Source organism: Flavonifractor sp. An10, assembly GCF_002161215.1.
Lineage (GTDB): Bacteria > Bacillota > Clostridia > Oscillospirales > Oscillospiraceae > Flavonifractor > Flavonifractor avistercoris.
Window position 1 is genome coordinate 185634 of the sequence record NZ_NFMB01000008.1, and the last position, 22768, is coordinate 208401.

At 66.6% G+C, this 22768-nt stretch carries 24 protein-coding genes and 3 tRNA genes; 16 read left to right on the forward strand and 11 right to left on the reverse strand.

Annotation, left to right across the window (positions count from 1 at the left end; translation table 11 throughout):
- The first annotated feature begins 39 nt into the window (after positions 1–39).
- From B5E42_RS14955 to B5E42_RS14975, 5 genes are all read left to right on the forward strand, one after another.
- Positions 40–735: a response regulator transcription factor gene (locus B5E42_RS14955; RefSeq protein ID WP_087241066.1), complete on the forward strand. Its 696-nt coding sequence runs from the start codon at positions 40–42 to the stop codon at positions 733–735.
- Positions 736–740: 5 nt separating this feature from the next.
- Positions 741–2081 (forward strand): HAMP domain-containing sensor histidine kinase, encoded by a 1341-nt coding sequence (locus B5E42_RS14960; protein ID WP_242967180.1) that lies wholly within the window; start codon positions 741–743, stop codon positions 2079–2081.
- 79 nt (positions 2082–2160) lie between these two features.
- Positions 2161–3018 (forward strand): PepSY domain-containing protein, encoded by an 858-nt coding sequence (locus tag B5E42_RS14965; protein ID WP_087241070.1) that lies wholly within the window; start codon positions 2161–2163, stop codon positions 3016–3018.
- Between the two features lie 58 nt (positions 3019–3076).
- Positions 3077–4390: a PepSY domain-containing protein gene (locus B5E42_RS14970; protein WP_087241072.1), complete on the forward strand. Its 1314-nt coding sequence runs from the start codon at positions 3077–3079 to the stop codon at positions 4388–4390.
- An 839-nt stretch (positions 4391–5229) separates the two neighbouring features.
- The gene (locus tag B5E42_RS14975) at positions 5230–5415 is read left to right on the forward strand and encodes an antitoxin (protein ID WP_087241074.1); all 186 of its coding nucleotides are present in this window, start codon (positions 5230–5232) and stop codon (positions 5413–5415) included.
- Positions 5416–5583: 168 nt separating this feature from the next.
- On the opposite strand, the gene B5E42_RS14980 is transcribed toward B5E42_RS14975, so the two are convergent.
- The 5 genes from B5E42_RS14980 to B5E42_RS19995 all read right to left on the reverse strand — a co-directional run bounded on the left by B5E42_RS14980 (position 5584) and on the right by B5E42_RS19995 (position 7587).
- Positions 5584–5659 (reverse strand) — tRNA-Val (locus tag B5E42_RS14980).
- 4 nt (positions 5660–5663) lie between these two features.
- A tRNA-Glu gene (locus B5E42_RS14985) sits at positions 5664–5738 on the reverse strand.
- Between the two features lie 70 nt (positions 5739–5808).
- A tRNA-Met gene (locus B5E42_RS14990) sits at positions 5809–5885 on the reverse strand.
- Between the two features lie 75 nt (positions 5886–5960).
- Positions 5961–6656 carry a VanR-ABDEGLN family response regulator transcription factor gene (gene vanR, locus B5E42_RS14995; RefSeq protein WP_087241076.1) on the reverse strand — a complete coding sequence of 232 codons (696 nt, stop codon included), beginning with the start codon at positions 6654–6656 and terminating at the stop codon, positions 5961–5963.
- A gap of 118 nt (positions 6657–6774) precedes the next feature.
- Entirely contained in the window at positions 6775–7587 is an 813-nt protein-coding gene (locus B5E42_RS19995; protein WP_087241078.1) for a hypothetical protein, read from the reverse strand.
- Positions 7588–7689: 102 nt separating this feature from the next.
- On the opposite strand from B5E42_RS19995, the gene B5E42_RS15005 reads away from it, so the two are divergent.
- From B5E42_RS15005 to B5E42_RS15020, 4 genes are all read left to right on the forward strand, one after another.
- The gene (locus B5E42_RS15005) at positions 7690–8172 is read left to right on the forward strand and encodes a SprT-like domain-containing protein (protein ID WP_087241080.1); all 483 of its coding nucleotides are present in this window, start codon (positions 7690–7692) and stop codon (positions 8170–8172) included.
- Between the two features lie 72 nt (positions 8173–8244).
- Positions 8245–9225 (forward strand): lysylphosphatidylglycerol synthase domain-containing protein, encoded by a 981-nt coding sequence (locus tag B5E42_RS15010; protein WP_255397039.1) that lies wholly within the window; start codon positions 8245–8247, stop codon positions 9223–9225.
- A gap of 11 nt (positions 9226–9236) precedes the next feature.
- Positions 9237–10424 (forward strand): HAMP domain-containing sensor histidine kinase, encoded by a 1188-nt coding sequence (locus B5E42_RS15015; protein WP_242967162.1) that lies wholly within the window; start codon positions 9237–9239, stop codon positions 10422–10424.
- Positions 10381–11100 carry a GNAT family N-acetyltransferase gene (locus B5E42_RS15020; protein ID WP_242967164.1) on the forward strand — a complete coding sequence of 240 codons (720 nt, stop codon included), beginning with the start codon at positions 10381–10383 and terminating at the stop codon, positions 11098–11100. Before B5E42_RS15015 ends, B5E42_RS15020 begins: the two co-directional genes overlap by 44 nt.
- Before the next feature lie 57 nt (positions 11101–11157).
- On the opposite strand, the gene B5E42_RS15025 is transcribed toward B5E42_RS15020, so the two are convergent.
- Positions 11158–12525, reverse strand: a complete 1368-nt coding sequence (locus tag B5E42_RS15025) for a citrate/2-methylcitrate synthase (RefSeq protein WP_087241084.1) — start codon at positions 12523–12525, stop codon at positions 11158–11160.
- Positions 12526–12619: 94 nt separating this feature from the next.
- Between B5E42_RS15025 and spoIID the strand changes: the two genes are divergently transcribed.
- A complete protein-coding gene (gene spoIID / locus B5E42_RS15030) occupies positions 12620–13669 on the forward strand; it encodes a stage II sporulation protein D (protein WP_242967166.1) in 1050 nt (349 codons plus the stop codon).
- Between the two features lie 302 nt (positions 13670–13971).
- On the opposite strand, the gene B5E42_RS15035 is transcribed toward spoIID, so the two are convergent.
- The 4 genes from B5E42_RS15035 to B5E42_RS15055 form a co-directional block, all read right to left on the reverse strand.
- On the reverse strand, positions 13972–14409 hold the full coding sequence (locus B5E42_RS15035) for a S1 RNA-binding domain-containing protein (protein ID WP_087241088.1): 438 nt from the start codon (positions 14407–14409) through the stop codon (positions 13972–13974).
- A 30-nt stretch (positions 14410–14439) separates the two neighbouring features.
- On the reverse strand, positions 14440–14715 hold the full coding sequence (locus B5E42_RS15040) for a septum formation initiator family protein (protein ID WP_087241090.1): 276 nt from the start codon (positions 14713–14715) through the stop codon (positions 14440–14442).
- A 494-nt stretch (positions 14716–15209) separates the two neighbouring features.
- Entirely contained in the window at positions 15210–15497 is a 288-nt protein-coding gene (gene yabP / locus B5E42_RS15050; RefSeq protein WP_087241094.1) for a sporulation protein YabP, read from the reverse strand.
- A 76-nt stretch (positions 15498–15573) separates the two neighbouring features.
- The gene (locus B5E42_RS15055) at positions 15574–16113 is read right to left on the reverse strand and encodes a biotin transporter BioY (RefSeq protein WP_087241096.1); all 540 of its coding nucleotides are present in this window, start codon (positions 16111–16113) and stop codon (positions 15574–15576) included.
- A 136-nt stretch (positions 16114–16249) separates the two neighbouring features.
- Between B5E42_RS15055 and B5E42_RS15060 the strand changes: the two genes are divergently transcribed.
- The 6 genes from B5E42_RS15060 to B5E42_RS15085 all read left to right on the forward strand — a co-directional run bounded on the left by B5E42_RS15060 (position 16250) and on the right by B5E42_RS15085 (position 21584).
- Positions 16250–17236 (forward strand): biotin--[acetyl-CoA-carboxylase] ligase, encoded by a 987-nt coding sequence (locus B5E42_RS15060; RefSeq protein ID WP_087241097.1) that lies wholly within the window; start codon positions 16250–16252, stop codon positions 17234–17236.
- Positions 17237–17273: 37 nt separating this feature from the next.
- Positions 17274–17903 carry an NUDIX hydrolase gene (locus B5E42_RS15065; protein ID WP_162614004.1) on the forward strand — a complete coding sequence of 210 codons (630 nt, stop codon included), beginning with the start codon at positions 17274–17276 and terminating at the stop codon, positions 17901–17903.
- Positions 17904–18020: 117 nt separating this feature from the next.
- Positions 18021–18614, forward strand: coding sequence for a helix-turn-helix transcriptional regulator (locus tag B5E42_RS15070; RefSeq protein ID WP_087241101.1), 594 nt, complete (start codon positions 18021–18023; stop codon positions 18612–18614).
- A gap of 122 nt (positions 18615–18736) precedes the next feature.
- The gene (locus B5E42_RS15075) at positions 18737–19825 is read left to right on the forward strand and encodes a PTS sugar transporter subunit IIC (RefSeq protein WP_087241103.1); all 1089 of its coding nucleotides are present in this window, start codon (positions 18737–18739) and stop codon (positions 19823–19825) included.
- Positions 19826–19993: 168 nt separating this feature from the next.
- Positions 19994–20479: an RNA polymerase sigma factor gene (locus B5E42_RS15080; protein WP_141242554.1), complete on the forward strand. Its 486-nt coding sequence runs from the start codon at positions 19994–19996 to the stop codon at positions 20477–20479.
- Positions 20472–21584 (forward strand): RNA polymerase subunit sigma-70, encoded by a 1113-nt coding sequence (locus tag B5E42_RS15085; protein WP_141242555.1) that lies wholly within the window; start codon positions 20472–20474, stop codon positions 21582–21584. Before B5E42_RS15080 ends, B5E42_RS15085 begins: the two co-directional genes overlap by 8 nt.
- Before the next feature lie 312 nt (positions 21585–21896).
- Here the strand turns inward: B5E42_RS15085 and B5E42_RS15090 are convergent, their stop codons facing one another.
- Positions 21897–22565 carry a hypothetical protein gene (locus B5E42_RS15090; RefSeq protein ID WP_162614005.1) on the reverse strand — a complete coding sequence of 223 codons (669 nt, stop codon included), beginning with the start codon at positions 22563–22565 and terminating at the stop codon, positions 21897–21899.
- Positions 22566–22768 lie beyond the last annotated feature (203 nt).

Here is a 22768-nt window from a genome sequence, read left to right on the forward strand (position 1 = left end):
GGGGCAAATAAAGCCCATAGGGGGAAAAGGAGGCACGGTATGCGTATTCTGGTGGTGGAGGACGAGGCGGATCTGAACCTGCTGCTGTGCAAGGTGCTGACCCGCGCCGGGTACACGGTGGACGGCTGCATGGACGGGGAGGAGGCGGAGCTCCACCTGATGGGGGCGGAGTACGACGGCATCCTGCTGGACGTGATGCTGCCCAAGAAGGACGGGTATACCCTGGTGCAGGAGCTGCGGGCCAAGGGGGCGGACACCCCGGTGCTCTTCCTCACCGCCCGCGACAGCGTGGCCGACCGGGTGCGCGGCCTGGATCTGGGGGGCGACGACTACCTGGTGAAGCCCTTCGACTTTGACGAGCTGCTGGCCCGCATCCGGGCCATGACCCGCAAGCACGCGGGCCAGCGCACCAACCGCTTCACCGCGGGCGACCTGGTGCTGGATGTGGAGGCGCGGCGGGTGACCCGGGGCGGGGAGGAGATCCCCCTGCTGCCCAAGGAGTTCTCCATCCTGGAGTACCTGATGCGCAACAAGGAGAAGGTGGTCTCCCGGGAGCAGATTGAAGACCGCATCTGGAACTACGAGTTCACAGGCAGCTCCAACAACGTGGACGGGTATATGAGCCGCCTGCGCAAGAAGATCGACGAGGGCCGGCCCCACAGACTCATCCACACCCTGCGGGGGGTGGGCTGGGTGCTGCGGGAGCCGCCCGAGGACGGGGAGGGCACACCGTGAAGCGGATGAGCGTCAAGGTTAAGATCACCGTCTGGTATGTGCTCCTCATGGCACTGATGGCCGGGCTGCTGCTGGCCTTCCTGCTGGGCATCAGCGGCTCGGTGTCCTCCCAGACTGCCGTGAACCAGCTGGACGCCGCGGTGCGGGCCAACCTGACCCAGGTGGAGGTGGCCGACGACGGCTCCCTCCGGCTGGGGGAGGGCTTCCAGTTCTATGTCAACGGGGTGTACACCCTGGTATACAGCCAGGGGGAGTCCCTGCTGGCCGGGCAGGTGCCCGTGTCCTTCACCGCCCAGGAGCCCTTTCAGAACGGCCTGACCCGGGCGGTGGACACCGCCGCCGGCCGCTATTACGTGCTGGACTTCTGGGTGCCCTCCGGCTGGGACGGGGGCGTGTGGGTGCGGGGCCTGCTGGAGGCCCCGGACAATCCCCAGGCCATCACCAACCTGCTGCTCATGGCGGTGGTGACCATGCCCCTGTTCATCCTGCTGGCCGCCCTGGGGGGTTACCTCATCGCCCGGCGGGCCTTCCGGCCCCTGGAGCAGCTCACCGCCACCGCCGACGCCATCAACGAGGCCGCCGATCTGTCCCAGCGGGTGGAGGTGCCGCCGGGCAGCAACGAGTTTTCCCGGCTGGCGGGCACCTTCAACGGCATGTTTGCCAGGCTGGAGCGGGCCTTTGAGGCGGAGGCCCAGTTCACTGCCGACGCCTCCCACGAGCTGCGCACACCCGTGTCTGTGATCAAGAGCGCCTGCGAGTACGCCGAGAAGTACGGCGACACCCCCGAGGAGCAGCGGGAGACCATCGCCATGATCCACCGGCAGGCCGACCGCATGTCCGCCCTCATCGGCCAGCTGCTGAGCATCACCCGGCTGGACCAGGGCACCGAGCAGGCCAAGCTGACCCGGCTGAACCTGTCGGAGCTGGTGGAGCAGGTGTGCGCCGAGCAGCCCTGCCCCCGGGAGCGGCTGCTGACAGAGGCGGAGCCCGGCATATTCGTCCAGGGGGACGCCGCCCTGCTCACCCGCCTGCTCCAGAACCTGATCGACAACGGCTTCAAGTACGGCAGGCCGGAGGGCCATGTGTGGGTGGAGCTGCGCCGGGGGGAGGACGAGGTGCGCCTGCGGGTGCGGGACGACGGCATCGGGATCGAAAAGGAGGCTCAGGAGAAGGTGTGGCAGCGCTTCTTCCAGGCCGAGTCCTCCCGCACCGGGGCCTCCGGCGCGGGGCTGGGCCTGTCCATGGTGCAGAAGATCGCCCAGCTCCACAGCGGGCACATGACCCTGGAGAGTGTCCCCGGCCTGGGCAGCGCCTTCACCCTCCACCTGCCCCCGGAAAAAAAGTAGAAATTGTTTTTCCATTTCATGTTCATTTCATGTTTCTCTGCTAGGATATCACCAGCAAGAGAAAAGGAGGCTTACAGATATGAAGCGCAAAGCAATTCCCGCCCTGTGCGCGGCCGGCCTGCTGGCTCTGGCCCTCACCGGCTGCGGCGGCGGCACCGCCGGCGGCCAGGCGGAGTATATCGGCATCGACGCGGCCAAGGCCGTTGCCCTGGAGGCCGCCGGCGTGGCGGAGGATGACGCCGTCTTCTCCACCGCCGGCCTGGACAAACGCAACGGCATGGACTACTACGCGGTGGACTTCACCGCCGGCGGACAGAGCTACGAGTACGACATCGACGCCGTCACCGGCGTGGTGATCGACAGCAGCAGCGGCGGCGGCACCGTCGAGACCCCCGCCGCCGGAGACGACGACGGCACGGCGTCCGCCCCGGCGGCCGCCAGCCCCAGCCCCTCGGCCGGGCAGACCACCGGGGGCCAGGCCGCGGCCGTCACCGAGGAGCAGGCCAGGGAGACCGCCCTGAGCCACGCGGGCCTCACCGCCGACCAGGTGACCTTCGTCCGCAGCGAGCTGGATCGGGACGACGGCCGGCTGATGTACGACGTGGAGTTCTACACCAGCGACTACAAGGAGTATGACTATGAGATCGACGCCGCCACCGGCGAGATCCTCTCCTACGATTACGACGCGGAGGGCTACAGCTATCAGCCCAACGCCACCCCCGGCACCGCCATCACGGCGGAGCAGGCCCGGGCCATCGCCCTGGCGGAGGTGCCCGGCGCCGCGGAGAGCGACATCTATGAGTTCGAGACCGACCGGGATGACGGCCGCCTGGAGTACGAGGGCAAGATCATCTACAACAACACGGAGTATGAGTTCACCATCGACGGCTACAGCGGCGCCATCCGGGAGTGGGACGCCGAGCCCTTCCATTGGTAACCCCGCAGCAGCCTGAAACAAGATCTTTCACTGTTCAGAAACAAGGAGGAAAGACATTATGAAGAGAAATTCCATCGCCAAGCGGGTGGGTGCCCTGGTACTCTGCGCCGCCCTGACCGCCGGCTCCCTGGCCGTCGCCGCCGGCGCCGCCCAGTCCAGCAGCGTCACCGCCCAGCTCTCCCCCAACATCTCCATCGTGGTGGACGGCACGGAGCGCACCTTTTACAATGTCTCCGGCCAGGAGGTTCACCCCATCACCTACAACGGCACCACCTATCTGCCCATCCGCTCCATCGGCGAGCTCATGGGCAAGAACGTGAACTGGGATCAGTCCACCCTCACCGTCTCCCTGACCAGCCCCCGCACCGCCGACGCCGCCTCCGGCACCCCGGACGGCTCCGCCTCTGCCCGGCAGATCGCCGCCGAGCTCCACCCCGAGTACACCATCACGGTGGACGGCACCGCCCGCACCTTCAGCGACGCCAACGGAAAGGCCGTCTATCCCCTGCTCTATAACGGCTCCATCTACCTGCCCATCCGGGCCATCGGCCAGCTCATGGGCAAGACCGTGAGCTGGAACGGCACCTCCAGCACCGTCACCCTCACCGGCGGAAGCGACGTCACCGACGCCGACAGCTTCAACCAGAGCGGCACCGGCAGCGCCACCGCCTCCATCACCGCCGAGCGGGCCAGGGAGATCGCCCTGAACCACGCGGGCCTCACCGCAAGCCAGGTGACCTTTGCCCGTGCCGACCTGGATCGGGACGACGGCCGGCTGGTATACGACGTGGAGTTCTACACCAGCGACTACAAGGAGTACGACTACGAGATCGACGCCTCCACCGGCGCGGTGCTCTCCTATGACTACGACGCCGAGTACTACAATGGCGGCACCGGCAGCACCACCGCCTCCATCACCGCCGAGCGGGCCAAGGAGATCGCCCTGAACCACGCGGGCCTCACCGCAAGCCAGGTGACCTTCGCCCGTGCCGACCTGGATCGGGACGACGGCCGGCTGGTATACGACGTGGAGTTCTACACCAGCGACTACAAGGAGTACGACTACGAGATCGACGCCTCCACCGGCGCGGTGCTCTCCTACGACTATGACGCCGAGCACTACAGCCGCCCCTCCAACGGCGGCAGCACCAGCACCGGCGCCGCCATCAGCGAGGCACGGGCCCGGGAGATCGCCCTGGCCCAGGTGTCCGGCGCCGCTGACAGCAACATCCGGAAGGTGGAACTGGATCGGGACGACGGCCGGCTGCAGTATGAGGTGAAGATCATCTACAACAACATGGAGTATGACTTTGACATCGACGCCTCCACCGGCACCATCCTCTCCCGGGACGTGGAGTCCGTCTGGGACTGAGCCAACCAATGTTCCGGCCCCGGCACACCGCCGGGGCCGGAGATCTGAAATGGAGGGAATCATGAAACAGAAACAGAGCTGGTTTCAGCTGTATCCGGAGAGCAATCGGGCCTCCAACCTGTCCATCGCCGGCGGCGCGGTGCGCCTGCTCTCCCTGCTGCTCCTCATCGCCGCCATCGGCGCTACCCTGGTGCTCCTGCTGGCCGGGGCGCGGTGCTGGTGTGCCGCTACGCCGCCTGCGTGCTTCAGAGCAAGGCCGAGTTGCTGGCCCGGCCCCGGGAGGCCGCCGCGGAGCCCACCGCAGACACGGCCCCGGCGGAATGACAGCACGAAAGAGCCGAAGGCCGGGAGGGGATTTCCCTCCCGGCCTTCGGCCTTGATTTATCTGCCTTACACTGATATAATCAAGGCGGCCGGGAGAAGGCTCCCGGCTCACCTGTTCTGGTGCTGTGAGCGGCGTTCTTAGCGGGGCGGCCGCTCACTTTCCGGATCAGGGCTCGGATCAGGATAAAAACGGGGATAAAAATGACAACGAACAGGATATAATTCACGGTTGCCTTCTTGACTGTAGGGTGAAGATATTTTATAGTTGGGGTGCGGAGGTTGGGGCCTCCGCACCCCTGGCCTTTACCAGTCCAGCAATTTGAGAATTGCTGCTGTGATCAGGCCGGAGATTGTACCAGCGAGAATGTCGGCTGCCAGGCTTTCCATTCTGCTGGGCGCCGTAGGCTTTCGCCTGCGGCGTTTTTCTTGCCCATTTTCATCATCCCCTTTCTGTGAATTATAATATACTTATAGCAGCATAAAAGATGTGATACAATGAGGACGAGGTGATAGAAATGGGAACCGCCGAGACCAAGGCAAAGAACAAGTACAACGCGAAAGCATACGACCAGATTCCGCTCCGGGTGAAGGCCGGGGAAAAGGAGAAAATACAGGCACACGCCCAAAAGAAGGGATTGAGCCTCAACGCCTATATCGTGGGGCTGATTGAGAAGGATATGAAAGCAGCGGGAGACACCTGAGCTTAGGTGTCTCCCGTGCGTTTTCCCATGGGCACAGAAAAATTAGTGCCCCCCAAAGTGCCCCGAAGCGCCCCGGATTTGCCCCCAAAGGCAGTTAAAAAGAAGGCGAGAGATGAAAAGAAATACATAGAAAAAACCCTGTAGTCGTTGAGACTACAGGGTTTTTCGTGGTGGAGACGACAGAACTCGAATCTGTGACCCCTTGCGTGTGAAGCAAGTGCTCTACCGGCTGAGCTACGCCTCCATATTGGTGACCCGTACGGGACTCGAACCCGTGTTACCGCCGTGAAAGGGCGGTGTCTTAACCACTTGACCAACGGGCCAGGTTGCCCAAGCGGGGTGGAACCGCTGAAAGGGAAGTCCCAAAAGACGGCGGCGCCGTCTTTTGGGTTCTGGTAGCGGCACCTGGATTTGAACCGGGGACACTGCGGGTATGAACCGCATGCTCTAGCCAACTGAGCTATGCCGCCGTGTTACCCCTGCCGAACAGGGCAAGAGTTAGTATACTCGATGATTCCGCCTTTGTCAACACTTTTTTTCAAATTCTAATCAATTTTATATCCCACGCCCCAGACGGTCTTGATAAACCGGGGGTTGCGGGAGGGCTCTCCCATCTTCTCCCGCAGGCGGCGGATGTGCACCATGACGGTGTTGTTCCGATCCAGATACTTCTCCCCCCACACGCTCTCAAAGAGCCGCTCGGCGGAGATCACCTGCCCCCGGTTTTCGCAGAGCATCCACAGGATGTCGAACTCGATGGGGGTGAGGTTCAGCTCCTGGTCGTAGAGGGAGCACTCATGGGTGGCCCGGTTGATCACCAGGCCGTTGAAGTCGATGATGTCCCGGCTGTCCACGGCCTTGTCCGGCTCGTTATACCGGGTGTACCGCCGCAGCTGGGCCTTCACCCGGGCCATGAGCTCCAGGGGATTGAAGGGCTTGGTCATGTAGTCGTCCGCCCCGATGGTCAGGCCGGTGATCTTGTCCATGTCGTCGGCCTTGGCGGTGAGCATGAGCACGGGGAAGTGGTGCTCCTTCCGGATCTCTCCGCACAGGGTCAGGCCGCTGATGTCGGGCAGCATCACGTCCAGAATGGCCAGATCCAGCGGCTGCTCCCGCACCACGGCCAGGGCCTCGGTGCCGGTGCCGCACTTGAACACGGTGCAGCCCTCGCTTTTCAGATAGACCTCCACCAGATCGGCGATCTCCGGCTCGTCGTCCACCACCAGGATCCGCGCGTCCATGGCATCCACTCCCTTCTTTCGCCCATTATAGCCGCCGGGGGGAGGGCAAGTCAAGAGCAGGGCGAAAACGTAAGAAAACCGTCACAACTGCGGGGGCCCGGGCGGGCCCCCGCGGCGGTCATGCGCCCGCCTGCCGCAGCCTCTGGAGGGTCATGGTGGTGGTCACCGAGGAGGAGGAAGCACTGCTGTTGTAGGTCAGGGAGAAGGCACCCCCGGAGGGCAGGCAGAAGGCGAAGGTGCGGGAGCCCCCGGCGGAGGTGTTCCCCGCGGCAGTGCGGAAATAGACCCCCAGGGCCACCTGGGCCTGGCCGCCCACGGAGGGGGTGACCTGGAGGTAGCCAGGCGCGGCCAGGACGGCGGACACGTCAAAGGTGGCCAGGTAGCACCCGGGCTGGAGCTGGAGGGACTGGTAGTCCGCTGCCGGGATGATGGCCCCGGCGGGGTCGGCCAGCAGGGGATAGAGGGGGATGGCGGAGCCGTTGGGCAGGGTGCGCACGTCGGAGTAGAAAGAGGCGAAGGCGTCCGTCCCCGGGCCGGCGGGGCCCTGGGGGCCCGTGGCCCCGGTGGGGCCTGTGGGGCCGTCCCGGCCTGGAACGCCCTGGGGCCCGGTGGGGCCGGGGATGCCCTGGGGGCCCGCTTCGCCGGCGGGGCCTGTCGCGCCGGCGGCTCCGGGGACGCCCTGGGGGCCGGTGGGCCCTGTGGCACCGGCAGAACCCGCCGCTCCGGCGGGCCCGGTGGGGCCCCGCTCCCCCGCAGGGCCGGTGGAACCCGGTGCGCCGGCAGGGCCCTGCGGGCCTGCGGCACCGGCTGGGCCGGGCAGTCCCTGGGGCCCCGGCTCTCCCTGGGGCCCCGTGGGCCCTGTGGGGCCGGTTGCGCCGCCTGGGGGCGGGCAGGGGGGCGGACAGGGACAGAAGGGATGATAGGTGTGCATGGCAATAACCTCCCGGGCCATGCTATGCGGGGGCAATCGACCTAGTGACTTTTTGGAAAAAGGGTGGTACAATCATGGAGATCCCGGATTGGAGGCATCCTGATGAATGACTTTGACGCGCTGCTGGCGCGGGTGGCCGGCCAGGCCATGGCGCTGGGCCTGCCGGTGTCGCGCCGCATCGACCCCCATGTGGCGGTCAACCGCCGGGCGGTGACCCGCTTCGGCTGCTGCATCCAGAGGGGGAAGGGCTACACCATTGAGCTGTCCGAGCGGCTGCTCACCGCCCCGGAGGGGGCCTGCCTCCAGACCCTGGCCCACGAGGTGCTCCACACCTGCCCCGGCTGCCGCAACCACGGGGCGCGGTGGAAGGAGTACGCCCGGCGGATGAACGAGGCCTACGGCTATGCCATCTCCCGCACCGGCAGCTGTGAGGCCCTGGGGGTGGCGGACACCCGGCCGGTGCGCCACCTGGTGGTGTGCACCCGCTGCGGCATGGAGTTCCCCCGCAGCCGGCGCTCGCCCCTGGTAGACCACCCGGAGCGCTACCGTTGCCGCTGCGGCGGGGTGCTCCAGCGGAAATTCTGAGACGGGAGTGGGGTTTTTACGGAAAAGCAGAGGAAAAGGGCCCTGTTCAACCGCATTTTCTCCCTGGCTGGGCTGGGCATCGGCGGGGGGATTCTGGCTGCGCTGTGCGTCTATGTGGGGCGCACCATGGATCTGCGTGCCCTGCTGGCCCAGCTCCAGCCCGCCTGGCTGGTGTGCGCGGCCCTGTGCGTGCCCTTCGCCGAGAGCGTGGACGCGCTGATCTTCTACGGCATGGGGCGCGCGGCGGGCTGCCCCGTGAAGCTGGCCGGGTGCTTCGACGCGGCCTATATCGGGGAGTTCTACTACAAGCTGGGCCCCGCCGGGGCGCCGGTGCAGCTCAAGCTCATGTACGACGCGGGGATGAGCGCCACCTACACCGCCTCCATCTATATCTGGAAGGCGGTAGCCAACACCCTGGTGTACACCGGCTACGCCGTGACCGCCCTGCTGTTCGAGCTGCTGTGGCGTCAGGAGGGCCTGGGCCCCGCCGTGGCCGGGGCGGGCGTGCTCATTGCCCTGTACGTGTTCCTGTGCGGCCTGGCCTTCTTCACCGCCGTGCGGCCGGCACCCATCCAGCGGCTCATCCGGCGCATCCTCACCTTCCTGTCCCGCCGCTGGAGGGTGATGGCCCGGCCGGGCATGGTGGACAAGGGCATGGCCAAGGTGGAGGAGTTCTGCCGGCAGCTGGCCGCCCTCAAGGACAACAAAAGGATGCTGGCCGGGGTGTTCGCCGGCATGTTCGTGGAGCTCACCGCCCTGTACGCCATCCCCTGGTTCCTCTACCGGGGGCTGGGGCTGACGGGGACGCCCTTCTGGGAGCTGCTGCTGGTGCAGTGCCTGGTGCTGGTGCTCTCCCGCGTCATCATGCTCCCCGGCAACGCCGGGGGCGCGGAGGGCAGCTTCTTCCTGTTCATGGGGCCCATATTCGGGGGGCACCTGGCGGTGGGGCTGGTGCTTTGGCGGTTCGCCGCCTTTCTGGAGGTGCTGCTGCTGGGCGGGGCCTGGTCGGTGCTCCGCTTTGCCCGGCGGTCTGCCGCCGCACGTCTGACATAGGGGGGAAGGCCGTGGACGGGAAATACACCCGGTTAAAGCTGAAAATGCTCCTGCTGGTGGTGCTGGGCACCGTGATTGCCGGGGCGGTGGGCATCTTCCTGCTGGAGGTGGTCATCGACGGGGTGCTGCAGGATCCCTTCGCCCGCTTTTTCCAGTGGGCGGCCATCACCCTGTTCGGCCAGAGCGAGGAGAGCGCCCTGGAGCTCTACGACCGCTATATCCGGGCCAACAAGCAGGAGATCCTCACGGTGGCCACCATGGTGCTCATGCTCATCGCCTTTTATCTGGCCATGGGCCGGTTCACCCGCTGGCTGGACGACATCCGCACCGCCACCCGCCGGGTGGTGGAGGATCACGAGCAGCCGGTGGTGCTGCCCCGGGAGCTCGCCCCCATCCAGGAGGATCTCAACGCCATCCAGCGGCAGCTCCGGGCCCGGGAGGAGGCCGCCCGGGAGAGCGAGCAGCGCCGGGGGGATCTGGTGGCCTTCCTGGCCCACGATCTCAAGACCCCGCTGACCTCGGTGATGGGCTACCTGACCCTGCTGAAGGACGACCCGGGCCTGACGCCGGAGCAGCGGGCCAAGTACACCGGCATCGCCCTGGACAAGGCCAAGCGGCTGGAGGAGCTGCTGGGGGAGTTCTTCGACATCACCCGCATGGATCTGGACAGCACGCCGGAGCAGCGCCAGCCCATCCAGCTGTCCATGCTGCTGGAGCAGCTCGCCGACGAGTTCTACCCCCTCTTCGCGGAGAAGGAGCTCCAGTGCAGCGTGGAAATCCAGCACCACCTGGTGGTGCCCGGAGACCCGGACAAACTTGCCCGGGTCTTCGATAACGTACTGAGAAACGCCGTCAGCTACAGCGCCCCCGGCGGCCGGGTGGACATCCACGCCCGCTCGGTGGGCCGGCAGGCGGAGATCACCATCCGCAACGAGGGGCTGGAGATCCCCGAGGGGGAGCTGGCCAACATCTTCCAGAAGTTCTACCGGCTGGACGCCGCCCGCTCCTCCCGCACCGGCGGGGCGGGGCTGGGCCTGGCCATCGCCAAGGAGATCGTGGAGAGCCACGGGGGCACCATCCGGGCGGAGAGCAACGGCCGCCTGACCAGCTTTGTCATCTCTCTGCCCCTGTATCGGGAAAAGAAGGAGGAGCGACATGGAGGCAAACGAAGCCGCGCTGACCTATCTCAGCCAGAATAAGCTGCTGTATCTGAACATGCTGGAGGTGCTCCGGCGGGGGTCGGCGGAGCTGCTCTATGCCGGGGAGGACGGCGTGCTCCTCTACGACCGGGGGGCGGAGGCCCACATGCTCTCCGCCCGGAACCGGGGCGCCCTGGAGAAGTTCCTCCCCTTCCTGGAGGGCAGCGACACGGTGGTGGGCCATGAGGACTGGTACCGGGAAGAGCTGACGCAGCGGCTGGGGATGTGGCAGGAGACGCCCTGCTACCAGGCGGCCTGGCTGGCGGAGGAGCCGCCGGAGCTGCCCCCCTTTGACGGGGAGCTGCGCCCCCTGGGCCTGGAGTGGGCCCCCTTCATCTTTGCCCACTACGGCAAGAGCGACCTCGGCGGCCTGCCCATGATCGAGAGGGCCGTCCAGCGGGGAATGCTGGGGGCCTTTGTGGACGGGGAACCGGCCGGCTTTGCGGGGTTCCACTCGGAGGGGAGCATCGGCTTTCTGGAGGTGCTGCCCCCCTACCGGCGCCGGGGGCTGGGCGAGGTGCTGCTGCTGGGGATGGTGCGCCTGGCCCTGGAGCGGGGGCAGTATGCCTTCGGCCAGGTGCTTGTGGACAACGGCCCCTCCCTGGCATTGCAGAAAAAGGCGGGCCTCACCGTCTCAGAGGACACCCTCTACTGGCTGTTCCGCCCGGAGAGCTGAAACAACAAGGCCGGCGGCCCGAAAACGGGGCCGCCGGCCTTCCTGCCGGTTCTCGCTCTATCTCTGATCCAGGGGCACGAAGGTGCGCATGGGGGCCACGGCCTTGTAGGCCGGGCGGATGATGCGGTTGCCGGGCTGATAGACCTCCTCGATGCGGTGGGCGCACCAGCCCACCATCCGGGCCACGGCGAAGAGGGGGGTATACAGTTCCATGGGGATGCCCATCATCTTGTACACCAGGCCGGAGTAGAAGTCCACATTGGCGCAGACCACCTTTTCCTCCCCCTTGACGGAGAGGAGCACCTCCGGGGCCAGCCGCTCCACCCGCTCAAACAGCTCAAACTCCTCCAGCATGCCCTTGCTCTCGGCCAGCTTGCGGGCGAAGCGCTTGAGCACCACCGCCCGGGGGTCGGACAGGGTGTAAATGGCGTGGCCGATGCCGTAGATGAGCCCCGAGCGGTCTCCCGCCTCCTTCCGCAGCAGGCGGGCCAGGTAGTCCCGCACCGCGTCGTCGTCGGCCCAGTCCTTCACGTCCGCCTCCAGGCCGCCGAACATCTCCATGACCTTCTTGTTGGCGCCGCCGTGGCGGGGGCCCTTCAGGGAGCCCACCGCCGCCGCGATGGCGGAGTAGAAGTCGGTGCCCGAGGAGGAGAGCACCCGGCAGGCAAAGGCGGAGTTGTTGCCGCCGCCGTGCTCGGCGTGGAGCACCAGGCACAGATCCAGCAGCCGGGCCTCCTCGGCGGTGTACTGGTTGTCGTGGCGGACGGAGTAGAGGAAGTTCTCCGCCACGCTCAGCCCCTCCTGGGGCCGGTGGAGGTAGAGGGACTCGTTGTCATAGTAGTGCCGCTTCACCGCAAAGGCGTGGGCCACGATGGTGGGCACCCGGGCGATGAGGCCCACCGCCTGCCGCAGCTGGTTGGCCAGGGACAGGTCGTCGGGGTTGTCATCGTAGGAGTACAGGGCCAGCACCGAGCGGGCCAGCTTGTTCATCACGTCGGGGCTGGGGGCCTTGATGATCATGTCCTCGGTGAACATGGGGGGGAGGGTGTGGTGATGGTTCAGCAGGGCCTGGAAGCCCTCCAGCTGCGCCCGGGTGGGCAGGGAGCCCATGAGCAGCAGGTAGGCCGTCTCCTCAAAGCCGAAGCGGCCCTCCCCCACAAAGCCGTCGATGAGGGCCTCCACGTCGATGCCCCGGTAGATCAGCTTGCCGGGGGCGGGCACCCGCTCCCCGTCCTGGACATAGTAGCCCATGACGCTGCCGATCTGGGTCACCCCGGCCATGACGCCGGTGCCGTCCGGGTTGCGCAGGCCCCGCTTGACCTGGTAGCGCTCATAGTCCGCCGGGTCGATCTGGTTATGCCTGCGGTATTCGCCGCATAGACTGTCCATAAAGGCGGTGTCCGCCGCCCATACCTCATTCTGCATGTTCCGTCACTCCTTTGCCCAATTTCGTTGTGTATTATTGTAGCCTTTTTTGCGGCCGCAGTCAATCTAAAATACAAAGCTGGGGGAAACCTGCATGGCAGTGAAGAAAAACTTGCAAAAAGGAGGCGGGGGCCCGCGCATGCGGCAGGTGGTGGCCGCCGCCCTGGCCCTGCTGCTCACCCTGTTTCTCCTCCCCCTGCTCCTGCTGGGGGAGGGGGAGGCGCCGGAGGAGATCCCCACCGGCACCCTGCCCATCGACCGCACGGTGGTCACCCCCGGCGTGACGGCGGACAGCCGGGTTTCGGTGAAGGTGCAGGTGGGGGAGGGGGAGGTGCTCACCCTGTCCATGGACAAGTATCTGTGGCGGGTGGTGGCCGCCGAGATGCCCGCCTCCTTCGAGCCGGAGGCCCTCAAGGCCCAGACGGTGGCCGCCCGCACCTATACCCTGTCCAAGCTGGCGCGCACCTCGGAAAAACATCCGGACGCGGATGTGTGCACCGACATCACCTGCTGCCAGGCCTACATCACCCCCGAGGAGGCCGCCGTCAACTGGGGGGACAACGCCCGGGCCTACACCGACAAGATCGCCGCCGCCGTGGCGGACACCGACGGCCTGGCCGCCCTCTGGCAGGGACAGCCCATCCAGGCCCTGTTCTTCTCCTCCGCCGCGGGGAAGACGGTGGACGCGGTGGAGGTGTGGGGCAACTCGGTGCCCTATCTCACCAGCGTGGATAGTCCGGAGGGGGAGGAGGTGCCCAACTACCACACCACCGTCACCGTGCCGGTGGAGGAGTTCAGGGCCAAGCTGCTGGAGCAGTATCCCGACGCCGATCTCTCCGGGGAGCCGTCCGGTTGGGTTGCCAACCTGACCAACCGCTCCGGCGGCGGGGTGGAGAGCGTGGACGTGGGGGGCGTCACTGTGGCGGGCACCGCCCTGCGCACCCTCTTCGGCCTGCGCTCGGCCAGTTTCACCGTCACCGCCGACGCCGCGAACGTCACCTTTTCCGTCACCGGCTACGGCCACGGGGTGGGCATGAGCCAGTACGGGGCCAATGCCCTGGCCAGGGAGGGAAAGAGCTTCGAGGAGATCCTCAAGTGGTACTACACCGGCATCGACGTGGCCCCCTACACCCCGGAGGAATAGGGGATAGGCATAAAAAGGTTCCGGCCCAGCGGGCCGGAACCTTCAGCGTGTCGAAAAGGTCTCGCAGAGTTCGCGCCCGCAGGCGCGAAAAAATTGGAATTTGTTTTCTCCGGCGGCATGTACGTCGGAGAAAACACTTCTCAGGCCGCAAGTGTGGGATTTGTCCGCCTGAAGCGGACAAATCCTGCGCGCGGCGGACTGCATCCCGCTCGAAAAAGCGGCAAAGCCACTTTTTCGACAGTCAAAAAGGTTCCGGCCCGCTGGGCCGGAACCTTTTTCCGTATCGTATTAGAAGAAGCCGCTCAGCGCCGGCCGCCCCTGCGGGAGCTGCGGCGCTCCGACTGGCGCAGCTCAGACAGCTTGCTGTCGGAGGAGGCCATGAACTGCTTGAGGCGATCCTCAAAGGTGGTGGGCTCCGCCGGGGCGGGCTTGCCCCGGAAGCCGCCGCCGCTGTGCCCGCCGGGCCGGCCGCCGGGCCTGCCCTGTCCTGCGGGGCGGGGCGGGGGATCCATGGCCTTTTTGATGGAGAGGTTGATGCGGCCGTTCTCGTCGATGCCGATGACCTTGACCTTGACCTCCTGCCCTTCCTTCAAATGATCCTTCACGTCGTTGACGTAGGAGTAGGCGATCTCAGAGATGTGCACCAGACCCGACTTGCCTTCCGGCAAGGAGACGAACGCGCCGAACTTTGTGATGCCTGTGACCTTTCCTTCCAGAATCGAACCAACACCAAACTCCATAGCTGCCTGTAAAATCCCCTCTCAAAAGTTTCAGTCAGTGAAACGGAAGATGTACTCGCCCGGCTCCACCAGGCCCAGCTTGCTCCGGGCCAGGTCGGCCTGCCGCTCGGGATCACCGCTGTTTTCCACGGCGTCGGCCAGCTCGGCGTTGACCTGCTTCTGCTCGGCCACCCGGGACTGGGCCTCGGTCAGATCCGCCTCGGCGGTGAGAATCTGCTGGCGCAGATTCAGCAGCCCGGTGGCGGCGCCGATGAGCAGAGCCAGAACCACCAGCTTGGTCAGAAGGGACGCTTTCTTGAGTTTCATGATCCGGCCCTCCCTCCGCCGCCGGTTGATCCGAACGGTGCAGTCCATCCATTTCCCTGTGTAGTACACCTATTTTATACCACTTGCGGCGATAATGGAAGGATTTTTTTGCGTTTTTTTCGATTTTTTTACCCAGGCGGGCCAGAAGCACAAGGGGTAGTGTCACCAGCCCCCACACAAGCCCAAGAAAATCCGCCAGGCGGTAGCCCAGCCAGAGAAACCACCGGCTGAGCAGCCAGAAATAGGCCGCCGCCCCGCCCAGCACGGCCAGCACCAGGTAGCCCCGCACCTCTCCGCTGCCGGCGGTGACGGTGTAGAGGAACAGGGCGGCGGTGACCACCAGCCAGAACAGCAGATCCAGAATCCCCCCCAGCAGGGGCAGGCGCAGACGCACCCGCAGGATGCGGAATATGTCGTAGAGCACCCCCACCGCCACACCCAGGCCCAGCGCGCCGGTGAAAAACAGCACCTGGGCCGCCATGGATACCGTCATCTCAGCCGAAGAGGCGGGAGAACAGGCCGCCCCGCTCCCGCCCGCCGTCCTCATAGGTCAGGGAGTCGATGGAGCCCTCCACCCGGAGGTCTCCGCCGTCCAGGCTCAGCTTCTCGATGTGCAGCTCCTCCCCCCGCACCACCAGGGTGCCCCGGCTGGTGAGCATGACGATGGTGTTCTCGTCAAAGCTCTCCACCTCCTCCACCCCGGAGACCGAGAGCTGCTCCCGCTCCTCCAGGATGATGTGATGGGCCGCCTCCGGCCCCGGGCGCTTCTCCTCATAGGGCATACCCCACCCCGCCTTTCCATAGTCTTACCCCATGTATATGGGACAGGGGGGCGGCTTATGCCCGGGCGGCACGGGGCTACGCCGTGCGCCGGGCCAGGGCGGCGGCCAGCCGCCGGCTCAGGACGACGGCCAGGGCCAGCTTGGCCAGGTCGGGGAGGACGAAGGGGAACACGCACCACCCCAGCACGGCGGCCAGCCCCACAGGGCCGGAGGCGGCGGCATACACCGCCGCGAACCACACCGAGCCGAACAGGTAGCACAGGGCCAGCCCCAGCAGGCAGGACACCAGGAACACCGGCGCGGACTTGCCCAGCCGCCGCTCCGCCCCCCACACCGTCAGCGCGGTGAGCAGGAAGCCGGCCAGGTAGCCGCCGGTGGCCCCCAGCAGGGCCCCCAGGCCGCCCTGGAACCCGGCGAATACCGGCAGGCCCACCGCGCCCAGCAGCAGGTAGACCGCCACCGACAGGGTGCCCAGCTTTCCCCCCAGCACCCCCAGGGCCAGAAACACGGCGAAGGTCTGGAGGGTGAAGGGGACGGCGGTGGGGATGGAGATCCAGGAACAGATGGCAATGAGGGCGGCGAACAGGGCCGCCCGGGCCAGCTCTTGGGTGCGCATGGGTGGTTCCTCCTGATTGTAAACTTTGCCTTAAGTATAGTTTACAATATGCTGTTTGTCAACTTGATTTTTGAATCGGTTGACAAATAAAACCGGTACAGGTACAATGGAGGCAACCAATCAAGGAGGGATGTCCATGCTGCGGGACGAGGTGCTCTCCCTGCTGAAGTCGGGGGAGGAGCTGTCCGGGGAGACCATGAGCCAGACCCTGGGGGTGAGCCGGGCGGCGGTCTGGAAGGCCATCGAGACCCTGCGGGGGGAGGGGTACGCCATCTCCTCCGCCCCCCGGCGGGGCTACAGGCTGGAGGGCTCGCCGGATCTCCTCTCCGCCGGGGAGCTGGCGGCGGCGGTGGCCGGCCGCCGGGTGGGGAAGGAGCTGGTCTGCCTGGAGACGGTGGACTCCACCAACAACGAGGTCAAGCGCCGGGCGGTGGACGCCGTGCCCGACGGGCTGGTGGTGCTCGCCGGGGAGCAGACCGGGGGCCGGGGCCGCCGGGGCCGCTCCTTTGTCTCCCCGGCGGGGAAGGGGCTGTACCTGTCCGCCCTGCTGCGGCCGGACTGCCCCCTGGAGCAGGTGTCCGCCCTGACGGCGTGGACGGCGGTGGCGGTGTGCGACGCGGTGGAGGAGCTGTGCGGTACCCGCCCCGGCATCAAGTGGCCCAACGACGTGATCCTGGACGGCCGCAAGCTGTGCGGCATCCTCACCGAGCTGGAGCTGGAGGCGGAGACCGCCGCCCTGCGCTATGTGGTGGTGGGCCTGGGCCTCAACGTGAGCCAGACGGCGGCTGATTTCGGCCCGGAGGTGGCCCCGGTGGCGGTCTCTCTGGCCCAGGCCCTGGGGAGAGCACCCCGCCGGGCGGAGGCGGCCGGGGCGGTGATCGCCGCCCTGGATCGGATGGCCGCCGACTTCCCCCGCCGGTGGGCAGAGTGGCTGGAGCGCTACCGGGCGGACTGCCTCACCCTGGGCAGACCCGTGCGGCTCCTCCGCGCCGGCGGGGAGGAGGAGGCCGAGGCCGAGGCCGTCGACGAAACCTTCGCCCTGGTGGTGCGCTGCCCCGCCGGCCGGCGGGAGACGGTGTCCTCCGGCGAGGTGTCCGTCCGGGGCCTGCTGGGGTACGTGTAGGCACGCAAATGCAAAAGCGGCTTTGAAATTCCGTACGATGGGAGGAAATACAGTGGACGAGCTGTGGCTGAACTGGGCGGTGGAGCTGCAGAGCCTGGCCCAGGCCGGGCTGACCTACGGCAAGGACGTGTACGACCGGGAGCGGTATGAGCGGATCCGGGAGATCGCCGCCGAGATGGTGGCCCACAGGACGGACATCCCCCTGGAGAAGGTGAAGGGCCTGTTCTGCAATGAGACGGGGTACCAGACCCCCAAGCTGGACACCCGGGCCGCCATCTTCCGGGACGGGAAGATCCTCCTGGTGCAGGAGCGGGACGGCCGGTGGGCCCTCCCCGGCGGCTGGGTGGAGGTGAACCTGTCCGTGGGGGAGAACACCGTCAAGGAGGTCAAGGAGGAGGCCGGCCTGGACGTGACCGCCGACCGGATCATCGCCGTCCAGGATCGGGCCAGGCACAATCTGCCCCGGTATGCCTACGGCGTGTGCAAGATCTTCGTGCTCTGCACCCTCCTGGGCGGGGAATTCCGGGAGAACAGCGAGACCCTGGGCTTTTCCTGGTTCTCCGAGGACAACCTTCCAGAACTGGCCGGGGAGAAGAACACCGCGGAGCAGGTACGCCTGTGCTTTGCGGCCCACCGGGCGGAGCACTGGGTCACCCAATTCGACTGACCGCCCTCCGCAACCCCCGGTTGCGGAAGTTCCAGCCACGGCTGGTTGCGCCGCAACCGGCCTCTGGGGTATGCTCATGGTGGAATCCAGACCAGATCACACCAGGAGGTGGCAGTGATGAAGCTGTCCGAGAAAATTCTCTACTACCGCAAAAAGGCCGGGCTGTCCCAGGAGGAGCTGGCCGGACGGGTGGGGGTGTCCCGCCAGGCGGTGAGCAAGTGGGAGCTGGGCGACGCGGCGCCGGAGGTGGACAAGCTCCGTGCCCTGGCCCGGGAGTTCGGCATCACGGTGGACGAGCTCCTCTCCGAGGAGGCGCCCAGGGAGCCGGAGCAGGCCCCGCCGCCCCGTCATTCGCCCACGGCGGGCTGGCTGGGCCGCATGGTGGGCCGGTGGGGCTGGCTGGCCGGGGTGTACATCGCCCTCAGCGGGCTGGGGGTGGCCCTGGTGGGCGGCCTGGCCCGGTTTGCCTTCTCCCGGATGTTCCGGATGGTGTCCGCCGGGTGGGGCGCCATGGATCCCTTCGGCTCCGGCGGGTGGGAGCTCGTCCTCCCCGACGGCACGGTCACATCCGGCGGTATGTCCGGCATCTCCTCCATGGGGCAGGCCTTTGTCACCATCGCCACCGTCATCCTGGCGGTGGGGCTGGCCATCACCCTGGCCGGGGCGGTGCTGGCGGTGGTGCTCTACCGGAAGGGCCGCAAAAACCGCTGACCGCCCTCTCTCCCCGCGTCAAAAAAGCCGCAGGTCTGAAAAATTCAGGCTTGCGGCTTTTTGCCGTCTGTATTATAATAGGCCAAGTCACGTGTCAAGACACCTGTAAAGGGAGAGAGATTATGGGAAGCGTCAAGGAGTTCTGCAAACGGAAAAATATTGTCATCTCGGCCAGGCGGTACGGGGTGGACGCCCTGGGGGCCATGGCCCAGGGGCTGTTCTGCTCCCTGCTCATCGGCACCATCCTCAACACCCTGGGCACCCAGCTGGGCCTGCCCTTTCTGGTGACGGTAGGGGGATACGCCTCGGCCATGAGCGGCGCGGCCATGGCCGTAGCCATCGGCTACGCCCTCCAGGCCCCGCCCCTGGTGCTCTTCTCCCTGGTGACGGTGGGCTACGCCGCCAATGAGCTGGGCTCCACCACCCTCTCCGGCGGCAGCGGGGCCGGCGGGCCCCTGGCGGTGCTCTTCATCGCCGTCATCGCCGCCGAGCTGGGCAAGGCGGTGTCCAAGGAGACCAAGATCGACATCCTGGTCACCCCCCTGGTGACCATCCTAGTGGGGGTGGGCCTGTCCGCCCTGTGGGCCCCGGCCATCGGCACCGCCGCCTCCGCCGTGGGGGACTTCGTCCGCTGGGCCACCGTGCTCCAGCCCTTCTGGATGGGCATCCTGGTGTCGGTGGTCATCGGCGTCGCCCTCACCCTGCCCATCTCCTCCGCGGCCATCTGCGCCGCCATCGGCCTCACCGGCCTGGCGGGCGGGGCGGCCGTGGCGGGCTGCTGCGCCAACATGGTGGGCTTCGCCGTCCTCTCCTTCAAGGAAAACCGCTGGGGCGGCCTGGTGAGCCAGGGCCTTGGCACCTCCATGCTCCAGATGGGCAACATCGTCAAGAACCCCCGCATCTGGCTGCCCGCCATCCTCACCTCCGCCGTCACCGGCCCCCTGGCTACCTGCGTATTCCGGCTGGAGATGAACGACCCGGCCTCCGCCGTGGCCTCCGGCATGGGCACCTGCGGCATGGTGGGCCCCATCGGCGTCTACGCCGGGTGGGTTAACGACGTGGCCACCGGCGTCAAGGCCGCCATCACCGGCTTCGACTGGCTGGGGCTGGTGCTCATCTGCTTTGTCCTTCCCGCCGTCCTCACCTGGCTGTTCGGCCTGTTCTTCCGGAAAATCGGCTGGATCAGGGAGGGAGATCTCACTCTGGAGTAGAGTGAATCGTGAATAATTGCGGGGCGGCGGCCCGTGGGGCGCGACGACCCGGCGCGCCCGCCAGCGGGGCACAAAAAACGGTGCGGCATCTGCCGCGCCGTTTTTTTACGGGGAAATTGACAGATCTGGCCCCGCTGTGTTGTTATTAGGGTGAAGGGGGTGAGGGCCGTGGAGAGCCAGCGGGCGGAATATCTGGTACACACCTACGCCGACGCCATCCTCCGCATCGGGTACACCTGGCTGGGGGACATGGACGACGCCAAGGACATCTGCCAGACGGTGCTCATCGGCCTGCTGGAGGACGGCAGGACATTCCCCGACGTGGGACAGGAGCGGGCATGGGTGGTGCGGTGCGCCGTCAACGCCTGCAAGAACTGGAAGAAGAGCGCCTGGTTCCGCCGCCGGGCGCCCCTGGAGGAGGGCCTGCACCTGAGCGCGGAGATGCCGGAGCCGGGGGAGAGCCCCCTGCTGGAGCAGGTGAACGCCCTGCCCCCCAAGTACCGGCAGGTGCTCTACCTGCGGTATTATGAGGGATACCAGGTGAAGGAGATCGCGGAGCTGCTGGGCCAGAGTCCCGCCCTGGTGAGCACCCACCTGGCCCGGGCGAGAGCAAAGCTGCGGCAGCGGCTGGAAGGGAGCTGTTATGATGGATAACCGCTATCGGGAAGAGCTGGACCGGATCCGGCTGACCGACGAGAGCAAGGGGACGCTGATTCACGCCCTGGCGGCGCGCCGGAGCGCGCCGGAGAGGCGGAGCCGTCGGACTCCCCTGCGGCGGCTGGCCGCCCTGGCGGCCTGTGTGTGCCTGGTACTGGGGCTGATGAACTACCCGGCGATAGCCGCCGGGGCGGAGCGGGTGTTCCGCTATATCCTCGGCGTGGGGGCGGCGGAGACCAGCGCCTCCCTGCTGGTACAGGGGGAGGGGATCAGCCATGAGGACGGGGACTTCCTCTACCTCATCGACGGGGCCTACCAGCGGGACGGAGTGCTCACCGTGCCCCTGGACGTGGTGTCCCGGAACTGGATCTCCGACGAGGAGGAGGTACAGCTCAGCTACCGCCTCACCATTTACAGCGCCGGCGGGGAGAAACTGACCCAGGTGGAGCCCGTCGGGGACGGGACGGGGGAGGGGTTCCGGGCGGCGGGCGCCCAGCCCTATGACCTGCGCAGCTTTGAGACCACCTCCGACTGGCTGAGCCAGACCTATCAGCCCCAGGGCTATGTGAGCGGCGGCAGCGGCTGGCACATGGCGGCGGTGCCCCAGGGGGAGAGCGGCCCCTACACCTTTGAGGTGGACGCCTATACCTCCGACGGCTGGTGGCGCGGCACCGTGTGGAAGGGCGGCGTGCTGGAGCTGGACACCCCCCGGGCCGTGGAGACCGCCCAGGCCAGCCGCGCCTTTGCCGAGGGCACCGTCACCGCCCTGGTGGGGGCGGACGGGCGCAGCGTGTCCTTCTACGGGGAGCTGTCGCCCCTACTTGCCCGGCAAGGGGAAACGCTGATTCAGCTGAGTGTGCCCACGGTCTGGTTTGTGGACGAGCGGGGGAACCGCTATCCCTGTGACCAGCTCCGGTGGTCTTTCTCGGAGGTGTTCTGGCCGGAGTTCCGGCTGGCGGAGCAGACGGAGGGGGAGATCGTAGCCATCGAGGTGAACGATATATACTTCAACATCGTCCGCACCGACCAGCCCCAGGACAGCCCCCAGCGCCAATATATGCCGGATTACAACGACCTGGGCTGGGTCATTGATCTGACCTGAACTGTAGATGCAAAACCCGCGAAGGGAATCCCCTTCGCGGGTGAGGCTGTCAATAAAACCTCCAGCCGAAGGATTCGGAGGGAAGGATAGTGTGAAAGGCTGCCCCGCAGGGCGTTTCGGAGCGCAACCGCCCCGAGGGCGGCACTTAGCGCGGAGATGAACCGTCAGGGTTCCCTTTCGCGTTGGATCAAACAACTTTTTGAAACTTTTTTGAAGTTTCAAAAAGTTCAGCAGCGTGTCGAAAAGACTTTTTCGACACGCTGAACCCGCGAAGGGAATCCCCTTCGCGGGTTTTTGGCGCTCCGGCGGCGGTCAGGAGATGGCCTCGGCCCCTATCGTATAGCTCCAGGTGCCGTCGGCATCCTGGACGGCGGTGCAGTCGGAGAAGACATAGGCCCCCAGGCCGGAGGCCCACTTCCGGGCGGTAAAGCCCTCCTCCGCGCTGCCGGTCAGGGAGAAGAGGCAGCCGTTCTCCCAGCGGTAGAGGGCCACGCTGTCCTCGTATCCCTCCGCCGATTCCGTCATGGGGGTGAGGCAGCCCGCCTGCCAGAGCTCCTCCAGGGTGCCGGTGATGGGCATGAGGCCGTGGGCATTGCCGAACACCCAGGCCAGGGCCGACTTCTCGCTCTCGGTCAGGTCGGTGAGGCCGGAGAAGTCCACCCCCAGCTCCTCCAAATCCGTGTTGAGGCCGGGATCCACCTCCCACAGATCCTCCAGCACCTGGAGGTAGAGGCCGCAGCGGTCATCCACCGGCTGCTCCGTCACCCGCACGCCGGTGACGCCGCTGAATTGGGCCGGATAGCTTTCCATGACGGCGCCGTCAAAGCGCACCTCCACCACGGCGCCGTCGGCCAGCTCCCCCTCCACGGCCAGCTCCGCCGTGCCCAGGGTGTACACATCCCCCGCGCCGCCGTCCAGCCCGGCCAGCACCAGAGTGTTCGTCCCCGCGCCGTCCACCACCCGGCAGCGAGCCACGGCCACAGGTTCCTCCTGGGAAAGGCTCTCGGCGGCGGAGTAAGCGTCTCCCCCGCCGGGGCGGCGGAGCACCCGGCCAGCAGGAGCGCCAGCGCCAGAACCAACAGGCTTTTTCTCATGGAAAATCCCTCCTTTACCCTGTTGGACGAGGAGGACGCAAAAAAGTTCCGAAAATGCACAGGTTCCTCTTGACAGAGGAGGGGGATAAG

Excerpts from the sequence above, each read along its gene's own strand:
- B5E42_RS14955 (WP_087241066.1), top strand. The coding sequence starts at position 40 with ATGCGTATTCTGGTGGTGGAGGACGAGGCGGATCTGAACCTGCTGCTG.
- B5E42_RS14960 (WP_242967180.1), top strand. The coding sequence starts at position 741 with ATGAGCGTCAAGGTTAAGATCACCGTCTGGTATGTGCTCCTCATGGCA.
- B5E42_RS14965 (WP_087241070.1), top strand. The coding sequence starts at position 2,161 with ATGAAGCGCAAAGCAATTCCCGCCCTGTGCGCGGCCGGCCTGCTGGCT.
- B5E42_RS14970 (WP_087241072.1), top strand. The coding sequence starts at position 3,077 with ATGAAGAGAAATTCCATCGCCAAGCGGGTGGGTGCCCTGGTACTCTGC.
- B5E42_RS14975 (WP_087241074.1), top strand. The coding sequence starts at position 5,230 with ATGGGAACCGCCGAGACCAAGGCAAAGAACAAGTACAACGCGAAAGCA.
- vanR (WP_087241076.1), bottom strand. The coding sequence starts at position 6,656 with ATGGACGCGCGGATCCTGGTGGTGGACGACGAGCCGGAGATCGCCGAT.
- B5E42_RS19995 (WP_087241078.1), bottom strand. The coding sequence starts at position 7,587 with ATGCACACCTATCATCCCTTCTGTCCCTGTCCGCCCCCCTGCCCGCCC.
- B5E42_RS15005 (WP_087241080.1), top strand. The coding sequence starts at position 7,690 with ATGAATGACTTTGACGCGCTGCTGGCGCGGGTGGCCGGCCAGGCCATG.
- B5E42_RS15020 (WP_242967164.1), top strand. The coding sequence starts at position 10,381 with ATGGAGGCAAACGAAGCCGCGCTGACCTATCTCAGCCAGAATAAGCTG.
- B5E42_RS15025 (WP_087241084.1), bottom strand. The coding sequence starts at position 12,525 with ATGCAGAATGAGGTATGGGCGGCGGACACCGCCTTTATGGACAGTCTA.
- spoIID (WP_242967166.1), top strand. The coding sequence starts at position 12,620 with ATGGCAGTGAAGAAAAACTTGCAAAAAGGAGGCGGGGGCCCGCGCATG.
- B5E42_RS15035 (WP_087241088.1), bottom strand. The coding sequence starts at position 14,409 with ATGGAGTTTGGTGTTGGTTCGATTCTGGAAGGAAAGGTCACAGGCATC.
- B5E42_RS15040 (WP_087241090.1), bottom strand. The coding sequence starts at position 14,715 with ATGAAACTCAAGAAAGCGTCCCTTCTGACCAAGCTGGTGGTTCTGGCT.
- yabP (WP_087241094.1), bottom strand. The coding sequence starts at position 15,497 with ATGCCCTATGAGGAGAAGCGCCCGGGGCCGGAGGCGGCCCATCACATC.
- B5E42_RS15055 (WP_087241096.1), bottom strand. The coding sequence starts at position 16,113 with ATGCGCACCCAAGAGCTGGCCCGGGCGGCCCTGTTCGCCGCCCTCATT.
- B5E42_RS15060 (WP_087241097.1), top strand. The coding sequence starts at position 16,250 with ATGCTGCGGGACGAGGTGCTCTCCCTGCTGAAGTCGGGGGAGGAGCTG.
- B5E42_RS15065 (WP_162614004.1), top strand. The coding sequence starts at position 17,274 with ATGGGAGGAAATACAGTGGACGAGCTGTGGCTGAACTGGGCGGTGGAG.
- B5E42_RS15070 (WP_087241101.1), top strand. The coding sequence starts at position 18,021 with ATGAAGCTGTCCGAGAAAATTCTCTACTACCGCAAAAAGGCCGGGCTG.
- B5E42_RS15075 (WP_087241103.1), top strand. The coding sequence starts at position 18,737 with ATGGGAAGCGTCAAGGAGTTCTGCAAACGGAAAAATATTGTCATCTCG.
- B5E42_RS15085 (WP_141242555.1), top strand. The coding sequence starts at position 20,472 with ATGGATAACCGCTATCGGGAAGAGCTGGACCGGATCCGGCTGACCGAC.